Raw genomic sequence first — 18,114 nt, forward strand, 5'->3', positions numbered from 1 at the left:
GGAAGATACGGAGACACTCCAATGCCAATCGTTCTCATCGTCGCCGAGCAGCAGCCGGACGGGAACCTCCGCAAGGCCTCCCTGAACGCCATCACCGCGGGCAAGCAGCTCGCGGACAAGGCCGGGGCGGAGTTGCACATCGCCATCCTCGGCAAGGACCCGGCCAAGGTGGCCGAGGAGCTCAAGGGCACCGGCGCCAAGGCCGTGCACGTGGGCGCCGCCGCGGAGCTGGAGCACTACCTGGCGGAGACGTACGCCCCCGCGCTCGCCGCGCTCGCCACCGAGCTCAAGGCGGACTTCGTGGGCATGGCGTCCACCGCGCAGGGCAAGGACCTGATGCCCCGCCTCGCCGCGCGTCTGAAGGCCGCCATGGCCACGGACATCACGGGCCTGGGTGGCTCGGGCGCGGACATCACCTTCCACCGCCCGATGTGGGCCGGCAACGTGTTCGCCGAGGTGAAGCTCACCACGCCGGTCAAGGTGTTCACCGTGCGCGCCACGGAGTTCACCGCGGCCGCCGGTGGCCAGGGCGCCGCCGAGGTGAAGGCCTTCGCTCCCAAGATCGAGGCCTCCAAGACGAAGTTCGTCGAGTTCAAGGAAGTGAAGAGCGCTCGCCCGGAGCTGACCGAGGCGCGCGTCGTCGTCTCCGGTGGCCGTGGCACCAAGGGCGACTTCAAGGAGATCGAAGCGCTGGCCGATGACCTGGGCGCCGCGGTGGGCGCGTCCCGCGCGGTGTGCGACGCGGGTTGGGTTCCCAACGACCTGCAGGTCGGTCAGACGGGCAAGGTCGTGGCGCCGGCGCTGTACATCGCCGCGGGCATCAGCGGCGCCATCCAGCACCTGGCGGGCATGAAGAGCTCGAAGACCATCGTCGCCATCAACAAGGACGCCGAGGCCCCCATCTTCCAGGTGGCGGACTACGGCATCGTCGCGGACCTGTTCAAGGTCCTCCCCGAGCTGCGCTCGGAGCTGCAGAAGCTGAAGTAGCGCTTCGGGCCCGTTCGGGCTGACGAGGGGCGGGAGTGGGGACCTCAGGGCTCCCACGCTCGCCCCTTCGTCGTTTCCGGGGGCACACCCGACGGCGGGCGAGCACGCCCCCGTGGGCTTGCAGGGGCGCAGGGCGGGCGAGGCCCATGGTCGCGAGGCACTCGCCCCACGCCCCGTGGGCTTCCACGGGTATGGCGCGGGCGGGGCGCATGGCCGCGCAGTGCCCGCGCGCCTTGTCGTGTCGCTACAGCTCGATGTCGCTGTCGCGGCCACCGCGGGCCGGGACGTTCTCGTCGGCGCCGGGGGGCTCCGGGGGTGGCGGCAGCGGCTCGTCGTCCTCGGGCGTCTCCTCGCTGGGGAACGCGTCGGGGGCATCGGGCGCGTCGTCACGCAGGTCGATGCGGCTGCCGTCCTCCAGCTCCACGGCGAGCGTGTCGTAGCGCCACTCGTCCTCGCCCTGCTTCGTCGCGTCGATGAAGAGCGTGCCGTCGGCCTGCGGGCCATCCAGGGGGATGGTGAACTTCGCGTGTGTCTGGCCGTTGATGGACTGGACCGCCGACTGCTTCGGCAGGCCCGTCTGGATGGGAGTGCCGAGCGCGCGTCGCACCTGCGCGTCGGACTGGGCGATGGCCACCGCGTCCGTGTACGCGCCCATGTTGCTCAGCGACTTCATGCCGAGCCCCACCATCGCGAAGCCCAGGCAGCCGCACGAGGCCAGCAGGCCCAGGCAGCCCACGGGCACCACCCACTTCCAGTTCCGACTCCACCAACCCCGCTGCGGCACCAGCGAGCCCTCGGGCGTCGCGTCCATGACCTCACTCCTCCTTGCGCCGCCCTCCGGCCGGTGGGTGGCGTCCTCCTCTTAGCGGGACCCAGGGGCGGTTGATAGGGCCGGGTCCGGGTCGGTTGGTGTGGGAGAGCGAAGGGGCTACATTCCGGCGGACGAGGGGAAGGCACGAGCAGGGCCGGACTTCCCCGGAGGTGGCGTGTGCCGCCGCGGAAGACGCCTTCCACCGAGGTGCTGCTGGACGTGCTGAGGGCGCTGCCACCCGGGCAGAAGCTCTGGGTGCGCGGTGTGGGCGGGGGCCTGTTCCCGCTGCTACGCGCCGGTGACTCGGTGCGGGTGCTGCGCTGCGGGCCGGACGAGACGGCGCGTGGTGACGTGGTGCTGGTGCGCCAGGGGCGGATGCTGACGGCCCAGGTGGTGGTGGCCACCCAGCCGTGGAGCACGGCGCCGCTGCTGGGCGCCGAGGAGCGGTCGGACGGGGAGCTGCTGGGGCGCGCCGTCGCGCTGCGGCGTGGAAGGTGGCTGCTCCCGCTGCCCCGGCCCTTGGGTCCGGCGCTGTGGGTGACGCAGTGGACGCTGGCGACCGCGTGGGCACAGCCCCGGACCCGGCTAGTCTATCGGGGCGTGCGGGACTTCTTCTTCTCCAACTGGTCCAGGCCCCTGCGGCGCCACCTGGTGGGGCCGCTGGAGATACGCCTGCTGCGGGCCGAGGATTTGGACGCGCTCGTCACCTTCGCGAGCGAGCGCCTGGTCGTCTCCGCCAGCTTCCTGCGCCGGCAGCTCCAAGAGCGCTGGGGCCTGGAGCCGACCCAGCGGCGGGGCGCGGCGGCGGGCGCGCTGGACTCGAAGGGGCGGCTGCACGGCTTCGCGTGGGTGGACTCGTATCGCCAGGAGGGGTTGCCCCTGGACGGCGTCTGGGTGCGCTCGCTGGTGGTGGCGCCGCAGGCCCGGCGGATGGGTGTGGCGACGCAACTGCTGGAGTGCCTGCTGGAGGAGTCCCACCGACAGGGCGAGCCGAGCGTGCAGGCGGACGTGGACGAGGACAACGCCGCGTCGCTGAAGACCTTCGAGGGCCTGGGCTTCCGCCTCGCCACGGAGGCGCTGACCCGGCGCACGAACGAGGCGTGGGACGCGGCGGGTCGCTCCAAGCGCCTGGTCGTCCTGGAGCGGGCCTCCGCGCCCTGACGCGACGGGGGTTGCGCGGCACGCCGGGGTAGGCGAAACGTCGTGCCCTCCGTGAGCGCCTCGACTCCCGACAGCCTGGGCCGTGAGCCATCCTTCCTGGCGAGACTCCGGGGTCTCCAGGCGGACGGCGCGCTCGTCTTCATCACCCTCATCTGGGGTGTCACCTTCGTGGTGGTGAAGGACGCGCTGAGCTACGCGGACCCGTTCACCTTCCTGTCGCTGCGCTTCGGGGTGGGCGCGGTGGCGCTGAGCGCGCTCGCGGGGCGGCAGGTGTTGAACCCGACGAACCTGCGCCACGGCGCGCTGCTGGCGACGTTCCTGTTCCTGGGCTTCGCGCTCCAGACGTGGGGGCTGACGTTCACCACGCCGTCGCGCTCGGCGTTCATCACCGGGATGTGCGTGCTGTTCGTCCCGCTGCTGACGCTGCTGGTGTTCCGGCGGGCGCCGAAGCCCGCGGCGCTGGTGGGCGTGGCGCTGTCGGCGGCGGGGCTCTACCTGCTCACCAGGCCCGCGCCGGGGGAGGGCGGCGGGTGGTTGAACCTGGGGGAGATGCTGTCGCTGGGCTGCGCGGTGGCGTACGCGGCGCACATCACCTTCACGGAGCGGTACGCGTCGAAGGAGGGCGTGCTGGGGATGGTGGCGGTGCAGCTGTGGGGCGTGGCGTTGATGTCCGCGGCGTGCCTGCCCTTCGTCACGCGCAGGGTGGAGTGGCAGCCCTCGCTGGTGATGGCGGTGCTGGTGTGTGGGCTGTTGCCCAGCGCGTTCGCCATCAGCGTGCAGACGTGGGCGCAGGCGCGCACGTCCGCGGTGCGCGCGGCGGTCATCTACGCGCTGGAGCCGGTGTTCGCGTCCATCTACTCGGTGGTGCTGGGCTACGAGCGGCTGGGCGCGCCGGAGGCGATGGGCGGCGGGCTCATCCTCCTGGGTGTGCTGGTGGCGGAGCTGGGCTCACCGGCCTGGGCGTGGTGGAAGTCACGCACAGTCCAGGGGCCGGGCTGACGCCCCCCGAGCGGCCATGCGGCGGGCCGAAGAGAAGCGGCGCGCCGGGCCCGTGACGCGCTATATCCGCGAGCCTTCCCATGAGCGTGGAGCTGCGTCGAAACGGGATGCACCTGACGGGCACCCTCCTGTCCCTGGACGCGAAGCGCAAGTCGCCGTTGTGCTTCGTGAGCCATGGGCATTCGGACCACATCGCCCGGCATGAGCGCACCATCGCCACGGCGGCGACGCTGCGCTTCATGGAGCATCGGCTGGGGCCGGTGAGCGCGCCCCTGGCCGCGCCGTACCGTCGGCCGTTCGAGCTGGGGCCGTTGGTGTTGGAGCTGCTGCCAGCGGGGCACATCCTGGGCAGCGCGCAGCTGCGGGTCATCCGCTCGGATGGTCGGCGCGTGGTCTACACGGGGGACTTGAACGTGGTGCCATCGCTGACGGCCGAGGCGACCGAGGTGGCCGAGTGCGACACGCTGGTCATCGAGTCGACCTTCGGGCATCCGCGCTATCGCTTCCCGCCGCGTGACGAGGTGATGGGGCAGGTGGAGGCGTGGGTGCGTCGGCAGCTCGAGCGGGGTGCGGTGCCGGTGGTGCTCGGGTATCCGCTGGGCAAGAGCCAGGAGTCGATGAAGTTCCTCGCGGGCCGGGGGTTCTCGCTGGTGGCGCACCCGTCCATCTACGAGGTGGCCCGGCTCTACGGAGAGCTGGGGGTGCCGATTGAAAACCTGCGCTGCTACACGGGGACGGTGGAGCCGGGCGAGGTGCTGTTCTTCCCGCCGCATCAGGCGCGAGGTGGGGCGCTGGCGCACCTGTGGCCTCGGGGGACGGCGGTGTTGACGGGGTGGGCGATGGACCCGGGGGCGGCGCGGCGCTACGGCGCGGACGTGGCGTTCCCGGTGTCGGACCACGCGGACTTCCCGTCGTTGAAGGCGTACGTGAAGGCGACGGGGGCGAGCGAGGTGATTACGTGCTTCGGCTTCGCGGAGGAACTGGCGCAGGCGCTGCGGGACGACGGGGTGGATGCCCGGCCACTCGGGGGCAAGCCGCAGCAGCTCGCGTTGCTGTGAAGCGGTAGGGGAGCGGAGTAGAAGAGGGGCATGCCTCCGTCTCCGCAGCTCTTCGGCCGCGCGGTCCGAGTCCTGGTGTGCACCGAGAAGAAGACCTTCGTCACGCGCGAGCTGGCGGAAGTGCGCGTGACGTTCGAGGGCATCGACGGGGACAGGCACGCGGGACACACGCGGCCGGCGGACGTGCGTACGCCGTGGTACCCGAAGGGGACGCCCATCCGGAACACGCGGCAGCTGTCGCTGGTGTCGACGGAGGAGCTGGCGGTGGTGGCCCAGACGCTCGGCATCCCGAAGGTCCTGGCGTCATGGCTGGGAGCCAACCTGGAGCTGGTGGGCATCCCCCGGCTGACGTTCCTGCCACCGGGCTCGCGCATCTTCTTCCCGGAGGACGCGGTGCTGGCGGTGGAGGGGGAGAACGAGCCCTGCATCGGGCCGGGCAAGGTGATTGGCGAGCACCATCCAGACAAGGAGAAGCTCGCGAGCCGCTTCGTGAAGGCCGCGTGGGAGAAGCGGGGGCTCGTGGCCTGGGTGGACCGGCCCGGCGTCATCCGCGCGGGGGATGAAGTCCGCGTGATGCTGCCGAAGCCGGTGACGTACGTGTTGCCGTGAGGCTCAGCGCGCCTCGCGCGACAGGTGTCGGAGCAGGGCGTTCATGCCGGTCTCACGCGTGCGCGGCTGTGCGGGTGCGCCCAGGAGCGCGGAGGCAGGGAGGCGAGGGCCCGACAGCCGCGTGACGACGTCGATCTCCACCGGCCCCTCGCCACATTCTCCCGTGAGCAGTGAGCGGAGCGAGATGTCCAGGTCGCCCTCGCGGTTGATGTAGCCCCAGCCTCCATGGAAGGCCATGACGAGGGTGCAGCCCGGCGCGGGACTGGCCGTGCACGTCTTCGGGAAGACGAGGAAGGAGCGGGGGCTCGTCTGGAGGGAGGGCATCTCGCAACCCTCGAACGAGAGGATGGAGACCCCCAGTCCAGGGGCCGCGCCGCGAGGGGTGACGTTGACGACGTCGAAGGTCTCCACCGCCTCCGTCACGCCATCCTCGGTGAAGTACATCGTGCCGGTGGTGTCGAAGCTGCCGGTCACCGCGTCCCGGAGGTCCAGGGACTGGGTCTGCTGGCTGAGCTGCCCATCGGGCCGAGGGGTCTCGGGGCTCGCGGTGACGTCCTCCGCTCCGCAGGCACCGAGCAACATCGCGCCCACAATCCATCCTGCTCCACGCATGGTTGTTTCCTCTCGAGGCTGGTTCATCGCCGTGCTGCGTGTGGAGAGAACCTTGCGGCCTCGAGATTGCGCACGCCTTTGTCAGTGGAGTCGCGCGGCACGGGAGCGTGCGAGCAACGAACGCTCGTACTCGTGGCGCCCACGTGAGGTCGCTCGAGCAAGACGTGTTGTCGTGCGGGGACGCGAGTCAGGTGACCCAGGTGCTCGCCGCGTGGGACAGATGCACGCGCTGGAGGAAGCGTCGCAGGTGGAAGGCGATGTCGTTCAGGTGCGTCTCCAGCGCCCAGTGTCCCGCGTCGAGCATGTGCAGCTCCGCGTCCGGCACGTCGCGCAGGTACGCGCGTCCAGCGCCCTCGGGCATGTAGCCGTCGTGGGGCCCCCATAGAATCAGCGTGGGTGGACGGTGCTCACGCAGATACGCCTGATAGCGCGGCATCCACGCGAGCGTCGTGCGTTGGTCCTCCAGCAGGTGGACCAGGTTCATGCGCCGGTCGAAGCGCTGCACCAGCGCCCAGTGGAGCGTCCACAGGTCCGGGCTGATGCGGTCGACGAGGTGCTCGGGAATCTCGCCGATGAACTCGTCCTTGAATCCCTCCTCGCTCACCGCGGCCACCAGCTTCCTGCGGCCCTCCGGTGTGGGGTTCGCCCACTGCTCCTTCAGCATCCGGTACTTGGGGCCGAACTGGTCCTCGTAGATGTCGCCGTTCTGGATGATGAGCGCGGCCACGCGCTCCGGTGCACGCAGCGCGAGGCGGAAGCCGAACTGTGAGCCGTAGTCATGCAGGTACAGCGCGTAGCGCGTGAGTCCCAGTGTCTCCACGAAGCGCTCGAGGAAGCGCGCGTATCCATCGAACGTGTAGCTGAACCTGCGGGGTGACGGTGTCGCGCTGTAGCCGAAGCCCGGAGCGTCCGGCGCAATCAGCCGCCACGAGTCCGAGAGAGCGGGCAGCAGGTTGCGGAACTGGAAGGACGAGCACGGATAGCCATGGGGCAGCAGCACCAGGGGCGCGTCCTCGGGGCCCGCCTCACGGTAGAAAATCTCGAGGCCATCCACGTCCACCGTCTTGTGCTGGACCGCCGGCATGCTGGCTCCTCCCCGGATGTCGCGGACAAGCTGAGCATCACTCCGCCCTCTCGTGAGCACCTCGCGGAGAGCTTCCGCTTGGTCGCCTGGGGCCCCTGGGGACTGGCGTGGGAGGCTGCTCAGTCCAAGAACCAGTCGATGAATCGCGGTGTGCTGAAGAACGCGAACACCGTCGTGGCGAGGCACAGCGCCGTGCCCAGGATGAGCGCGCGAGAGATTCGATGTCGCTCCTGGAAGAGGCGATAGCCGATGCGAGGCACGGCGACCAGCGCGATGGGATAGAGCATCAGGGCTTCGCAGCCGGGGACATACCCGACCGAGCCGTAGGGATGCATCAGCCCCGCGGGGTCGAAGTCCCAGGTGCGCGCCTCACCCATGTAGGCGCGATAGATGCCCAGCGCGTAATACGGGAAGTTCCTCAACCCGATGACGCAGATGCACAGCAGCAGGCTCACTTGAAACAACGCGAGCCCGAGGTGCATGTGTCTCCTCTTCCATGCGAGGAGCGCGAAGGGCATCGAGAAGAGTGGAACCCAGGCCCCGAGCGCGATGAGCCGCCACCGCACGGGGAACATCGGGTCCTCCCTGTGCGGAGCGTTGTAGGGGCCGTCGACGTAGATGCGCTCGAAGGGCACCATCGACATCGCATACGGAACCGCCGCGAACAGGACGACGGCGAGCAGCAACTGCGCCATCAGCCCCCACCTGGACCAACCATCCAGGGGCACCGCCGCCACCCGAGCGTCGTCGACCATCCCCCGAGCGTGCGCGAGCACCGCGCGCACAGTCAATCCATACGGCTCAGTCCCTCAGGTACTCTTCACGGAAGCGGTGGTCCGGCGTTCCCACGACTGCCATGGGGCGGTCACTTCTCCGAGGACAGGCCATGAAGCTTCGCGGGGCAATGCTGTTGCTGCTGTTGGTGGCTGTCTCGGGTTGCTCGAAGACTCGAGTGGTGCGCCTGGACACCGGTCAGGATTCCGCCGTCGTCACGCCTCGTGAGGCGCCGGGTGCTGAAACGGCGGAGGCCGAGCTCGATGAGGACGAGTTCGAGCAGGCCATGGTGGAACTCGCCCAGGACGTACGTCCCGTCCACAACCCCATGAAGGAAGCGCGAGCCCTCTTTGGCGTTCCCTCCCGCGCCGGGGTGTACCGCTTCGAGCAGCGTCCATCGCGGCTCATCCCCCAGCAGCAGTCGGACGGGGATGGCTCTTTCCTTCTGGCGTCCTACGCAGACGAGGAACTGACGCGCGCCTATGGCCAGTGGTGCGAGCGGAAGGACCAGCCTGGGGATTGCCTGCGCTTGCTGGACGAGGGGCCCCTGTTGGCCAGCGATGGCAAGTACACGTTGGCTCTGGCCATCGCGATGGACTCCGTGTGGGACGAGACCGCCGAAGCGCTGGTGGACATGACGGACCCCGGTGCGGTCATGGCCAGCGTCACCTCCGCGGCGACGATGTACCTTCTGCTCTGGGCGTTACCCGAGCCCTTCTCGAAAGGAGCCGCCGCGACGCTGACAGCTCTCGCCATTGCCTACCTGGGAGTGGACACGGTGTGGCGCCTCCTGGATGGATGGTTGACCCTGGTGCGAGACGCGAACGAAGCGACCACCTTCGCGCAACTCCGTGCGGCGGGGGAGTTGTACGGCGAAGTCCTCGGGGAGAACGCGGCCCGCGTCTTCGTGATGCTGTCCACGGCGGCCATTGGAAACACGGCAGGGCTCGTCGCCAAGTCAGGAGGACTCCCTGGCTCGGCTCAGGCGGCGCTGGCCGTGGAATCCCAAGCCGGCTTCCAGTACGCCGCAGTGGGTGGCGTCCGGTCCGTCGCCTTGACGGCCGAGGGCTTCACCATCGCGCTCGCGCCCAACGCCCTCGCCATGGCCAGCCAGGAGATGGGCTCTGGCAGTCGGGGACACCGTCATCACCTCGCGACGAACAAGAATGAGAAATCCTTCGCGAGAGGTGGTCCCTGGACGCCACGTTTCCAGGAACTCTTCACGAAGGCTGGGATGACACTCAAAGACCCGGACAACATCGTCGAAGTCGTGGGCCACAAGGGGCCCCATCCCGAGGCGTACCACTCGTTCGTCTTCAAGCGCCTGTCGGATGCATTGAGAGGCTGCCGGAAGGTGGTCGATTGTCAGGGGGCCCTCACGCTGGAGCTTCGCGCGCTCGCCAATGAAGCGCAGACGCGGGGCACGAAGGTCCACAGGCTTTTGACTGAGCGACGGTGACGTGGCTAGGACCTCCACCATGGCGAACCGGGTTCGATACTTCAGCCTCAACGAGGACGTGAAGGGAGGGAGTTGGTACCTCGGAGACCCGTTGGATGACGCGGGCCACGAGCTCGAGGACATCTGGGAGTTCACTGAGGGACGGCCTGTCCGCAGCACAGGCCACCTGAAGTTTCCCATCCGAGAGTCGGGACGACGGTTGGACTACAGCGCCGCGGGCGTCGCCATGACGCCTGTCCTCCACATCAGGGTGGCCACCCTGTTCGCGGAGTTGGCCCCCGATGACGTGCAGCTCCTCCCCGCTGACATCACGGACTGCCCGGAGCAGTATGTCGTGCTCGTGGCCACGAAGCTCATCCGCTGCATCGATGACGAAGCCTCGGAGGAGATACTGCGCTGGAAGCCAGAGGACGGGCGACCGGAGCGGGTCGGTCAATACCGGAGCGTGGCGGGGCTGCGAATCGACCCCGCGAAGGTGGGCGACGCCAAGGTGTTCCGCACCTGGGGATGGAAAGGTGCCCTCATCGTCTCGGAGGACATCAAGACCGCCGTCGAGCGCGCGAACGCCACGGGCGCGCAGTTCGAGGAGGTCTAGGCTCAGCCCCCAAACACCACGGGGCCGCCAGGTCCCGAAGAGGGAACCCCAGCGGCCCCGAGGGCTCACACCGTGCAACGCGCCGTCACTCCTCCGGCGATTGGACGATGAGCTTCTCCTTGCCACACACGTCACAGCGCAGGTGGATGAACAGGTCCCCGTCGCTCTCCTCGGGCACCTCGCCCTCGGGCACGCCGAGCTCCGCCTTCGCCAGCGCCGCCACCTTGGTCGGGATGTCCTCCGCCTTCAGCGACTGCACGTACGTCATCTCCCGGTTGTCGCACTCGCGCGTCTCCGGGCCGTTCAGCCACGACGGCTCCATCCCCTCCGGCAGCCGGCTCACCAGCTCCAGGTTGGTCACCGACTCGGCCAGGTAGGCCAGCCGGCGCAGCCGCGCCTCCTCGGGCAGCGCCGAGAAGACCTGGAAGCCCTCGAACAGCGCGTCACGGTCCTCGCCCGTCGCCTCACGCGCCAGCTGCATCGAGAACTCGCTCGACTCCAGCGCCTCGTCCCAGTTGTTCTCCGGGTTGAAGCCCGCCTCCAGGAGCGCCGTGTACAGCTGCGTCGCCGCCAGCCGCTGCCGCGCCACCGGCAGGTGCTCCACCACCTCGTGCGTCAGCCGCAGCTCCAGGAGCGCGCCTGTCGTCCGCGGGTCGATGGAGCCCGTCAGGTCATCCACCTCCACCTCCTCGCGCAGCGCCTTCTTCAGCACCTGCGCCGCGGAGAAGCGGAACAGCGGCACCACGCCCACCTCGCGCAGGTACATGGCGCCCACCGCCGCGTCCTTCGCGCCCAGGTGCAGCGCCTTCTGCGCCTTCTCCACCACCGAGCTGTCCGCCAGCGGCTTCTTGTTCTCCAGCCGCGTCTTCACCGCCTCGCGGTAGAGCGTCTCCAGCGAGCTGCCCGGCGGCATCCGCTGCGGCACCAGCGGCCTCAAGCCCGGCACGTCCAACACCCACAACGGCGGCATCGCCAGGCGCTTCAGGCCCCGGAAGAACAACGAGCCGGGCGGGTCCTGCGGCTTGAACGGCGGCAGCTCCTCCTGCGTGGGCTCACCCTGGAGCAGCGCCGAGGCCTGCACCCCGAGCGCCTTCTCCCGCTGTTCGCGGGTGAACGCCGTGATTCCCTGGGCCGGCGGGGGCGGCGGAGGCGGGGCCTCCTCACCGTCCAGACCGACGACGCGGTCCATGTCCACGTCGTCCATCTCCAGGTCATCCAGACCCTTGGCGCCCGTGAAGTCGCAGCGCAAGAGCTTCAGCTTCTCGAAGGTCGCGCCCTCGAGGTTCGCACCCCGGAAGTCACAGTCCTGCAGCCGTCCGCCGTGGAAATAGGCGTTCGACAGGTCCGAGTCCCGGAAGTTGATTTTGGACAGATCGCACCGCTCCCACTCGGAGCCCACGAGCCCGAGGCCCGACAGGTCCGCGTTCGCGGAGAAAAGTTGCGTGAAGGTGGCGCCAGTGTGCTCGGTCGGGACCTGACCGCCCTTGCGCAGTCGGTTCCACTCGGCCGACCCGTTCTGGAGGAGCTTCTCGATACTGGGGGCTTTCGGCATGGACCGGGGATTATTCGTATGGTCTGGTCCGCGCGCCAGCACAAATGATCGAGTACCGAATCGAGACCGACACCGCCGGGATGCGCCTGGACAAGCACCTGCGCAAGCGCCTTCCCACCGTTCCCGTCAGCCACCTGTTCAAGATGATTCGCACCAAGAAGGTGCGGGTGAACGGGAAGCGCGCCCAGCCCGAGCAGTTGCTCGCCGAAGGAGACGTGCTCACCATCCGGGGCGACGAGCAGACGCTCAAGGGGGAGGACCGTCCGAAAGTGGACCGTCCGCCCCCGCCGGTGGACCCCAGCCGGCTGGTGATTCTCAGAGAGGACGATTGGCTGATGGCGGTGGACAAGCCCAGCGGGATGGCCGTCCATACCGGCTCCGGAATCACCGGGGGCACGCTGGTGGACTACGTGCGCGCCTACCTGGGGCCCAAGGCCGTCCGCAACGACTTCACCGCGTCCCCCGCCCACCGGCTGGACCGGGAGACCTCCGGCGTCATCCTCGTCGCCAAGCGGCGCCCGGCGATGGTGCACTTCACGGAGGTCTTCACCCACGGGCTCTCCAAGAAGCGCTACCTCACCCTGGTGAAGGGGAAGATGCCCAAGGAGTCCGGCGTCATCGACCTGCCCCTGTCGGAGCACCAGCAGACGGCCGAGTCCAAGGCCCGCCGCGGGGTGAACATGCAGGAGGCCCTCACCCGGTGGAAGGTCGTCAAGCAGTCTGGCGAGGTGGCGCTCCTGTCCTGCGCCATCGAGACCGGGCGCACCCATCAGATAAGAAGGCACCTGGCGGCCATCGGGCACCCCGTGGTCGGCGACAAGAAATACGGTGACTTCGCCTTCAACCGCGACGTGCAGGCGCGCTGGGGGCTCAAGCGGTTGTTCCTGCACGCCGAGCGCATCGAATTTCCCCACCCGGAGGGCGGTGGCAAGGTGGCCGTGGAGGCCCCCCTCCCACCCGAGCTCCGAGACGTGCTCAAGCGGGCCGCACTGCTGCCCTGAGGCATTGGAAGCCCGCGAGGTTTCGAAACACGTATGTCCGACTCCAAGACGACTGACCGCAGCCGCTCGAAGCTGGTGCTGAAGGGGGTCCCCCCGGGCCGCTGGTGGAAGGTGCTGCTGAAGCTGGGTGGGTGGCTGGCGCTGACGGGCGCGACGGCGGGCGCGGTGGGCCTGGTCGCCATCTACTACGTGTACGCGGACGGGCTGCCCGCCATCCCCAAGGTGGACGAGTACTGGCCGCCCATCGTCACGGAGGTCTACACCGACGACGCGGTGCTGGCCGGCGAGTTCTACAACGAGCGGCGCAAGGTGGTGCCCTACGAGCGCATCCCGAAGCGCCTGGTCCAGGCCTTCATCGCCAGCGAGGACTCCAGCTTCTTCGACCACTTCGGCGTGGACGTGCTGGGCACCGCGCGCGCGGCGTTCAAGACCATCGGCTCCAAGCTGGGCCTGCGCTCCGGCGGCATCCAGGGTGGCTCCACCCTGACGCAGCAGACCGCGAAGGCGGTGCTCATCTCCGCCGAGGGCTACAAGTCCGCCACGGCCAAGACGCTCACCCGCAAGATTCGCGAGGCCATCCTCGCGCTCCGGCTGGAGCAGTCGCTGACCAAGGAGGAGATCCTCTACCTCTACCTGAACAACGTCTTCCTCGGGCACCACAGCTACGGCGTGCAGAGCGCGGCGGAGAACTACTACCGCAAGGACGTGCGGGATTTGACGCTCGGGGAGATGACGCTCATCGCGGGCCTGCCCCAGGCGCCCAGCCGCTACTCGCCGTTCCTGCGTCCGGAGGCGGCCAGGAAGCGCCGCGCCTACGTGCTGCGCCGCATGCTGAACGAGGGCATGATTTCGCAGGCCGAGCACGACACGGCCAACGCGGAGGCGGTGAAGGTGTTCCCCGTGGAGGACGTCTTCCACGAGTTCGCCCCGTACTTCGTCGAGCAGGTCCGCAAGGACGTGGTGGACCGCTACGGCAACCCGGTGCTCCTCAAGGAGGGCCTGAAGATCTTCACCACCATGGACAGCGAGCGTCAGCGCGCCGCCCAGGACGCGGTGATGGAGGGCCTGTTGTCCGTGGACAAGCGCCAGGGCTGGCGCGGGCCGGTGAAGCAGCTGACGGCCGACGAGCTCAAGGTCTTCCTCGACAAGTCGCGCAAGGCCATGGGCCAGGACGAGCTCGTGGAGGGGCGGCTGTACGTGGCGGCCGTCACGAAGATTGACGACGACGGCAAGGGCGCGGACATCCAGGTGGGCCCGCACGCGGCGCGGCTGCCGCTCCTGGGCATGCGCTGGGCGCGCAAGGTGAACCCGGAGGGCTACTACCCGGCGATGATGATTTCGTCGGTGAAGAAGGCCATCGCGGTGGGCGACCTGGTCGTGGTGCGCCACGTGACGAAGAAGGACCTCACCGACGACAAGGAGCAGTGGGACAAGAAGCTGGCCGAGGACATCCCCGCCGAGGGCGTGAAGCTCTTCCGGCTGGAGCAGACGCCCGAGGCCCAGAGCGCGCTCGTGTCCGTGGACCCCCACCGCCAGTACCTCACGGCGATGGTGGGCGGCTACGACTTCGACGACAACGAGTTCAACCGCGCCTTCCAGGCGTGCCGTCAGCCGGGCTCCTCGTTCAAGCCGTTCGTGTACTCGGCGGCGCTCGAGCAGCTCAACTGGTCGGAGGCCACCGTCATCGTCGACTCGCCCATCGTCGAGCACGACCCGGACAACAAGGTGTCCTGGAAGCCGGCCAACTACAGCGAGGAGTTCGTGGGGGACGTGCTCTTGCGCACGGCGCTGGTGAACTCGATGAACATCCCCGCGGTGAAGACCTTCGGCGCGGTGGGCGTGAAGAACATGGCGGCGTGGAGCACGAAGCTCGGCATCACCACGCCCATGAACATGGACTTCTCCGCGGCGCTCGGCTCGTCGTGCGTGTATCCGGTGGACCTGGCCAACGCGTACGCGACGTTCAACCGCTACGGCCGCAAGAAGCCCACGTACTTCGTGCGCAAGGTGGAGGACCGCTGGGGCCGCACGCTGGAGGACCACACCGCGTTCGACGACGCGTGGGCGCCCCTGCAGGACCGCGTGGCCGCCGGCTACGCGCGCCTGTTCGAGCCCGGTGAGCAGGTGATGAGCCCGGAGGTGGGCTTCATCCTCACGCACCTCCTGCGCGGCGTGGTGCTCCAGGGCACTGGTGGCCCGGCGACGCGGCTGGGCAAGCCCGCGGCCGGCAAGACGGGCACGACGAACGACTCGTTCGACGCGTGGTTCGCGGCGTACACCCGGGACCTGGTGACGGTGGCGTGGGTGGGGTACGACTTGAACCCGCATCCGCTGGGCCGCTACGAGACGGGTGGCCGCGCGGCGCTGCCCATCTGGCTCAACTACATGAAGCGCGCGCTGGAGGGCCGGCCGCAGTCGGAGTTCTACCCGTGGCAGTCCATGGACCTGGTCCGGCTGCACATCGACAAGAAGACGGGGAAGATCGCCCCCGCGGGCTCGAAGAACTCCGAGCTGATGTTCTTCAAGAAGGGCACCGAGCCGAAGGACGCCGTGCCCGACAAGAACACCGTCGACGTGGACCAGTTCATGATGGGCGCGCAGTAGCGCCCGTCCCCGCCGCGCGAGTCTTTGGGCCCCGTGCGCCTCCTCCGGGAGGACGCGGGGCCTGAGTCGTTTCAGGCGCCCCGGCGGAAGCGGCGCGCGGGCTCCACGTGGCGGAGAATCGCGGCGCGCAGCGCACCGACCTCCGGCCCCGCCTCGAGCACCGAGCGCGTGGCGGTGGGGATGACCTGCGCCTCGCGACCCGCGAACAGCCGCTTCAGGTCGTCGAAGCCCGCACCCTGCGCGCCGATGCCCGGCGTCAACAGGAGCGCGCCGCCCAGCCGCTCGATGACGCTCCGGTCCGAGTCGGGCAGGGTGGCGCCCATCACCGCGCCCGCGGGCAGCACGCCCGGGCCCGCCTTCTCGTTCAGCTCGCGCAGGCCGTCCGCCAGCGCCTCGGCCACCGTGCGTCCATCCTCGCCCTTCGACTTCTGGAGCGAGGTGCCCTCCGGGTTGGACGAGCGCACGACGAGGAACGCGCAGGCGCCGGACGCCCGCGCCCGCTCAATCGTCTTCACCAGCGCGCCCAGCCCCAGGTATGCGGTGAACGTCGCCGCGTCCGCCTGGTAGGCGCTGTCCGGTCCGAACACCGACTCGGCATACGCATCCATCGTGGAGCCGATGTCGCCGCGCTTCACGTCCAGCAGCGCGAGCGAGCCCGCGGCCTGGAAGCGCTTCATCAGCTTCTGGAGCACCTGGAGGCCCGCGGGGCCGTGGCGCTCGAAGAAGGCGCTCTGCGGCTTCACCACCGCGACGCTGTCACCGGCGGCCTCCGCGATGCGCTCGCAGAAGTCGGACAGCCCCTGCGCGGTGTCGGGCAGTCCCCAGCGGTTGAGCAGGTCCCGCGACGGGTCGACCCCGAGGCAGAACGGCGAGCGCTCGTCGGCGAGCCGGGCGAAGCGCTGGGCGAAGGACGGGGGAGTCGTCGAGGACATGGGACCTCAGCGCAGCCGGCGGGCGGCCGCGTCGAAGAGGGGGTTGGGCAGCACCTTCGCCAGCCTGGACGGGATGGCCAACTGCCACGGGAAGGAGACCTCCGTCTCACCGCGGAGGATGGCCGAGCCCATCAGCTCCACGGCCGCGTCCGTCTCCATCAGGAAGGGCATGGGGAAGTGGTTGGCGGCGGTCATCTCGCTCTTCACGAAGCCGGGGAAGATGCAGGTGACGCACACGCCGGTGCCCGCCAGGTCCACGCGCAGGCTCTCCATGAACGTGGCGAGGAACGCCTTCGACGCCGAGTAGGCCGCGTGTCCCGCCAGCCCCCGGTGCGCCGCGAGGCTGGAGATGCCCACCACGTGCCCGCGCCGGCGCTCCACCATGCTCGGCAACACCGCCGTCAGCGTGGCGACCGCGCCCGTGACGTTGGTGTCGATGATGGAGCGGACCTTGTCCCACTCCAGCCGCTTGCCGTGCGTGACGCCGCCGACGCCCGCGTTGGCGATGACCAGGTCCAGCCCGCCGCACTCCGAGTCGAGCTCGCGCAGCTTCTCCATGAGCGGCTCCGCGCGCGAGACGTCCAGCTCCACGGGCTCCACCGTGGCGCCCGCGGCCTGGGCCTCGGCGGCCAGGGCCTGCAACTGGGGGACGCGCCGGCCCGCCGCGAAGACGCGCAGGCCCCGCCGGGCCAGCCAGAGCGCCAGTCCGCGTCCCAATCCGCTCGAGGCGCCCGTCACCAGCGCCGTCCGGTAGCTCATCTCCGCCATGGTGTCTCCTCGTGAGGTGGCCGCGAGGGTGCTTCTCGCATGGTTGAAGAGGAAGGGGGGACACAAATCCAAGTCGCCCGGTGGAACCGCCAGAAGTCCACGGACGCTGGAGCGCCGCCTCGCCCGGCTGGTGGGAATGGCGGGCGCGAGGTGTCGTCACGCCGACGCGCGGCGGCCTTTGGGGGAGGCCCGGGCGTGGGGGTGATGACGTGTGCGCCGCGCGTCCTCACCTTGAGTCAGGAGGAGGGGCTCGACCATGCTCAACTGCGTGCTGGCGGTCGATGACGACCCGGACATCCTGATGGCCTTCAAGGACGTGCTCGAGCTGGAGGGGCACCGCGTGCTGCTGGCCCGAGGAGGCCGCGAGGCGCTGGAGCTGCTCGGGCGAGGCGAGCGACCGGACGTGATCCTGTTGGACCTGATGATGCCTGACGGCAACGGCTGGGAGTTCCGGGACCGGCAGCTCGCCGACGCCTCGCTCGCCTCCATCCCCGTGGTGGTCATCTCCGGCCAGGGCGTGAGCGCGCGCGAGGTGATTGCGCTCGGCGTGGACGACTACCTGCGCAAGCCCGTGGACGTGGAGCGCCTGCTGGGGGCCGTGTCCCGCTTCGCGGCCTCTGCCGAAGGGGACTCGCCGCACGCATGAGGAACCGGGCCCGCGCCAGGTCGAGCGCGCGGGCCCTTCTCGTCACTTCCTCAGTGCAGGCCGGACGGGGCCTGCTCCAGCTTCTCCATCACCTGGTCCACGGAGAAGCTCGACGGGCGCTGGCGCGGGGGAACTCGCGGAACGTCGAGAGGAAGCGGGCCACGGCCTGCTGCGCGGGCACGAAGTAGAACGCGTGGTCGATGAGCCAGGCCTGGTAGCCGACGGCGTCCTCGGAGCGCACCAGCGGGTCGGCGCGCAGGTCGAACGCGAGCGGGGCCCGGCGGACGGTGAAGGGCTCGCCCCAGGCGTCGATGCCCTTGGACTCAGGCCGTCGCGAGTCCTCCGCCTGCCCGAGGGCGTCGCGGCGAGCGAGCCGTCGAGTCACCCTGGAGGGCGGGGTGTGCGTCCAGCGCGAGGGCGCTCACCTCGAGTGACAGGTGTCGGAGTCCTCGCACGCGTGCG

At 69.5% G+C, this 18,114-nt stretch carries 18 protein-coding genes; 10 read left to right on the forward strand and 8 right to left on the reverse strand.

All coding sequences use genetic code 11. From position 1 onward, the window contains the following. Positions 1 to 21: 21 nt before the first annotated feature. The gene (locus tag K8640_RS20170; RefSeq protein WP_223748493.1) at positions 22 to 987 is read left to right on the forward strand and encodes an electron transfer flavoprotein subunit alpha/FixB family protein; all 966 of its coding nucleotides are present in this window, start codon (positions 22 to 24) and stop codon (positions 985 to 987) included. A 244-nt stretch (positions 988 to 1,231) separates the two neighbouring features. On the opposite strand, the gene K8640_RS20175 is transcribed toward K8640_RS20170, so the two are convergent. After that, complete coding sequence (locus K8640_RS20175; RefSeq protein WP_223748494.1) at positions 1,232 to 1,798, reverse strand: cytochrome c oxidase assembly factor Coa1 family protein; 567 nt, start codon at positions 1,796 to 1,798, stop codon at positions 1,232 to 1,234. A 177-nt stretch (positions 1,799 to 1,975) separates the two neighbouring features. Between K8640_RS20175 and K8640_RS20180 the strand changes: the two genes are divergently transcribed. The 4 genes from K8640_RS20180 to K8640_RS20195 all read left to right on the forward strand — a co-directional run bounded on the left by K8640_RS20180 (position 1,976) and on the right by K8640_RS20195 (position 5,625). Next, entirely contained in the window at positions 1,976 to 2,959 is a 984-nt protein-coding gene (locus tag K8640_RS20180) for a GNAT family N-acetyltransferase (RefSeq protein ID WP_223748495.1), read from the forward strand. A 51-nt stretch (positions 2,960 to 3,010) separates the two neighbouring features. Next, complete coding sequence (locus K8640_RS20185; protein WP_223748496.1) at positions 3,011 to 3,958, forward strand: DMT family transporter; 948 nt, start codon at positions 3,011 to 3,013, stop codon at positions 3,956 to 3,958. Positions 3,959 to 4,038: 80 nt separating this feature from the next. Then, positions 4,039 to 5,016, forward strand: coding sequence for an MBL fold metallo-hydrolase (locus K8640_RS20190; RefSeq protein ID WP_141327351.1), 978 nt, complete (start codon positions 4,039 to 4,041; stop codon positions 5,014 to 5,016). Between the two features lie 30 nt (positions 5,017 to 5,046). Beyond that, positions 5,047 to 5,625: an MOSC domain-containing protein gene (locus K8640_RS20195; RefSeq protein ID WP_046715801.1), complete on the forward strand. Its 579-nt coding sequence runs from the start codon at positions 5,047 to 5,049 to the stop codon at positions 5,623 to 5,625. Between the two features lie 3 nt (positions 5,626 to 5,628). Here K8640_RS20195 and K8640_RS20200 read toward each other — a convergent pair whose 3' ends face one another. The 3 genes from K8640_RS20200 to K8640_RS20210 all read right to left on the reverse strand — a co-directional run bounded on the left by K8640_RS20200 (position 5,629) and on the right by K8640_RS20210 (position 8,076). Then, a complete protein-coding gene (locus K8640_RS20200; RefSeq protein ID WP_223748497.1) occupies positions 5,629 to 6,237 on the reverse strand; it encodes a hypothetical protein in 609 nt (202 codons plus the stop codon). Between the two features lie 187 nt (positions 6,238 to 6,424). Next, on the reverse strand, positions 6,425 to 7,321 hold the full coding sequence (locus tag K8640_RS20205) for an alpha/beta fold hydrolase (RefSeq protein WP_223748498.1): 897 nt from the start codon (positions 7,319 to 7,321) through the stop codon (positions 6,425 to 6,427). A 119-nt stretch (positions 7,322 to 7,440) separates the two neighbouring features. Then, positions 7,441 to 8,076, reverse strand: a complete 636-nt coding sequence (locus K8640_RS20210; protein ID WP_223748499.1) for a hypothetical protein — start codon at positions 8,074 to 8,076, stop codon at positions 7,441 to 7,443. Positions 8,077 to 8,207: 131 nt separating this feature from the next. Between K8640_RS20210 and K8640_RS20215 the strand changes: the two genes are divergently transcribed. Together K8640_RS20215 and K8640_RS20220 are read left to right on the forward strand one after the other, a co-directional pair. After that, the gene (locus K8640_RS20215; RefSeq protein ID WP_223748500.1) at positions 8,208 to 9,554 is read left to right on the forward strand and encodes an AHH domain-containing protein; all 1,347 of its coding nucleotides are present in this window, start codon (positions 8,208 to 8,210) and stop codon (positions 9,552 to 9,554) included. A gap of 19 nt (positions 9,555 to 9,573) precedes the next feature. After that, entirely contained in the window at positions 9,574 to 10,149 is a 576-nt protein-coding gene (locus tag K8640_RS20220; RefSeq protein WP_223748501.1) for an imm11 family protein, read from the forward strand. Between the two features lie 85 nt (positions 10,150 to 10,234). Here the strand turns inward: K8640_RS20220 and K8640_RS20225 are convergent, their stop codons facing one another. Next, entirely contained in the window at positions 10,235 to 11,701 is a 1,467-nt protein-coding gene (locus K8640_RS20225; RefSeq protein ID WP_223748502.1) for a pentapeptide repeat-containing protein, read from the reverse strand. A gap of 44 nt (positions 11,702 to 11,745) precedes the next feature. Between K8640_RS20225 and K8640_RS20230 the strand changes: the two genes are divergently transcribed. After that, positions 11,746 to 12,702 carry an RluA family pseudouridine synthase gene (locus K8640_RS20230; RefSeq protein ID WP_074950880.1) on the forward strand — a complete coding sequence of 319 codons (957 nt, stop codon included), beginning with the start codon at positions 11,746 to 11,748 and terminating at the stop codon, positions 12,700 to 12,702. 33 nt (positions 12,703 to 12,735) lie between these two features. Beyond that, on the forward strand, positions 12,736 to 15,306 hold the full coding sequence (locus K8640_RS20235) for a penicillin-binding protein 1A (RefSeq protein ID WP_223748503.1): 2,571 nt from the start codon (positions 12,736 to 12,738) through the stop codon (positions 15,304 to 15,306). A gap of 71 nt (positions 15,307 to 15,377) precedes the next feature. Here K8640_RS20235 and pyrF read toward each other — a convergent pair whose 3' ends face one another. Both pyrF and K8640_RS20245 read right to left on the reverse strand, forming a co-directional pair. Further along, positions 15,378 to 16,238 carry an orotidine-5'-phosphate decarboxylase gene (gene pyrF / locus K8640_RS20240; RefSeq protein ID WP_223748504.1) on the reverse strand — a complete coding sequence of 287 codons (861 nt, stop codon included), beginning with the start codon at positions 16,236 to 16,238 and terminating at the stop codon, positions 15,378 to 15,380. Between the two features lie 6 nt (positions 16,239 to 16,244). Further along, positions 16,245 to 17,006 carry an SDR family NAD(P)-dependent oxidoreductase gene (locus tag K8640_RS20245; protein ID WP_223748505.1) on the reverse strand — a complete coding sequence of 254 codons (762 nt, stop codon included), beginning with the start codon at positions 17,004 to 17,006 and terminating at the stop codon, positions 16,245 to 16,247. A 256-nt stretch (positions 17,007 to 17,262) separates the two neighbouring features. Between K8640_RS20245 and K8640_RS20250 the strand changes: the two genes are divergently transcribed. Then, on the forward strand, positions 17,263 to 17,652 hold the full coding sequence (locus K8640_RS20250) for a response regulator (protein ID WP_223748506.1): 390 nt from the start codon (positions 17,263 to 17,265) through the stop codon (positions 17,650 to 17,652). Between the two features lie 88 nt (positions 17,653 to 17,740). Here K8640_RS20250 and K8640_RS20255 read toward each other — a convergent pair whose 3' ends face one another. After that, positions 17,741 to 18,037 carry a hypothetical protein gene (locus K8640_RS20255; RefSeq protein ID WP_223748507.1) on the reverse strand — a complete coding sequence of 99 codons (297 nt, stop codon included), beginning with the start codon at positions 18,035 to 18,037 and terminating at the stop codon, positions 17,741 to 17,743. Between the last annotated feature and the right edge of the window lie 77 nt (positions 18,038 to 18,114).

Origin of the sequence: Myxococcus sp. XM-1-1-1, assembly GCF_020037095.1 — a bacterium.
Lineage (GTDB): Bacteria > Myxococcota > Myxococcia > Myxococcales > Myxococcaceae > Myxococcus > Myxococcus fulvus.

Coding starts and splice junctions, on each gene's coding strand:
- K8640_RS20175 (WP_223748494.1), bottom strand. CDS start 1,798: ATGGACGCGACGCCCGAGGGCTCGCTGGTGCCGCAGCGGGGTTGGTGG.
- K8640_RS20195 (WP_046715801.1), top strand. CDS start 5,047: ATGCCTCCGTCTCCGCAGCTCTTCGGCCGCGCGGTCCGAGTCCTGGTG.
- K8640_RS20230 (WP_074950880.1), top strand. CDS start 11,746: ATGATCGAGTACCGAATCGAGACCGACACCGCCGGGATGCGCCTGGAC.
- K8640_RS20200 (WP_223748497.1), bottom strand. CDS start 6,237: ATGCGTGGAGCAGGATGGATTGTGGGCGCGATGTTGCTCGGTGCCTGC.
- K8640_RS20220 (WP_223748501.1), top strand. CDS start 9,574: ATGGCGAACCGGGTTCGATACTTCAGCCTCAACGAGGACGTGAAGGGA.
- K8640_RS20205 (WP_223748498.1), bottom strand. CDS start 7,321: ATGCCGGCGGTCCAGCACAAGACGGTGGACGTGGATGGCCTCGAGATT.
- K8640_RS20225 (WP_223748502.1), bottom strand. CDS start 11,701: ATGCCGAAAGCCCCCAGTATCGAGAAGCTCCTCCAGAACGGGTCGGCC.
- pyrF (WP_223748504.1), bottom strand. CDS start 16,238: ATGTCCTCGACGACTCCCCCGTCCTTCGCCCAGCGCTTCGCCCGGCTC.
- K8640_RS20215 (WP_223748500.1), top strand. CDS start 8,208: ATGAAGCTTCGCGGGGCAATGCTGTTGCTGCTGTTGGTGGCTGTCTCG.
- K8640_RS20250 (WP_223748506.1), top strand. CDS start 17,263: ATGCTCAACTGCGTGCTGGCGGTCGATGACGACCCGGACATCCTGATG.
- K8640_RS20235 (WP_223748503.1), top strand. CDS start 12,736: ATGTCCGACTCCAAGACGACTGACCGCAGCCGCTCGAAGCTGGTGCTG.
- K8640_RS20210 (WP_223748499.1), bottom strand. CDS start 8,076: ATGGTCGACGACGCTCGGGTGGCGGCGGTGCCCCTGGATGGTTGGTCC.
- K8640_RS20190 (WP_141327351.1), top strand. CDS start 4,039: ATGAGCGTGGAGCTGCGTCGAAACGGGATGCACCTGACGGGCACCCTC.
- K8640_RS20170 (WP_223748493.1), top strand. CDS start 22: ATGCCAATCGTTCTCATCGTCGCCGAGCAGCAGCCGGACGGGAACCTC.
- K8640_RS20245 (WP_223748505.1), bottom strand. CDS start 17,006: ATGGCGGAGATGAGCTACCGGACGGCGCTGGTGACGGGCGCCTCGAGC.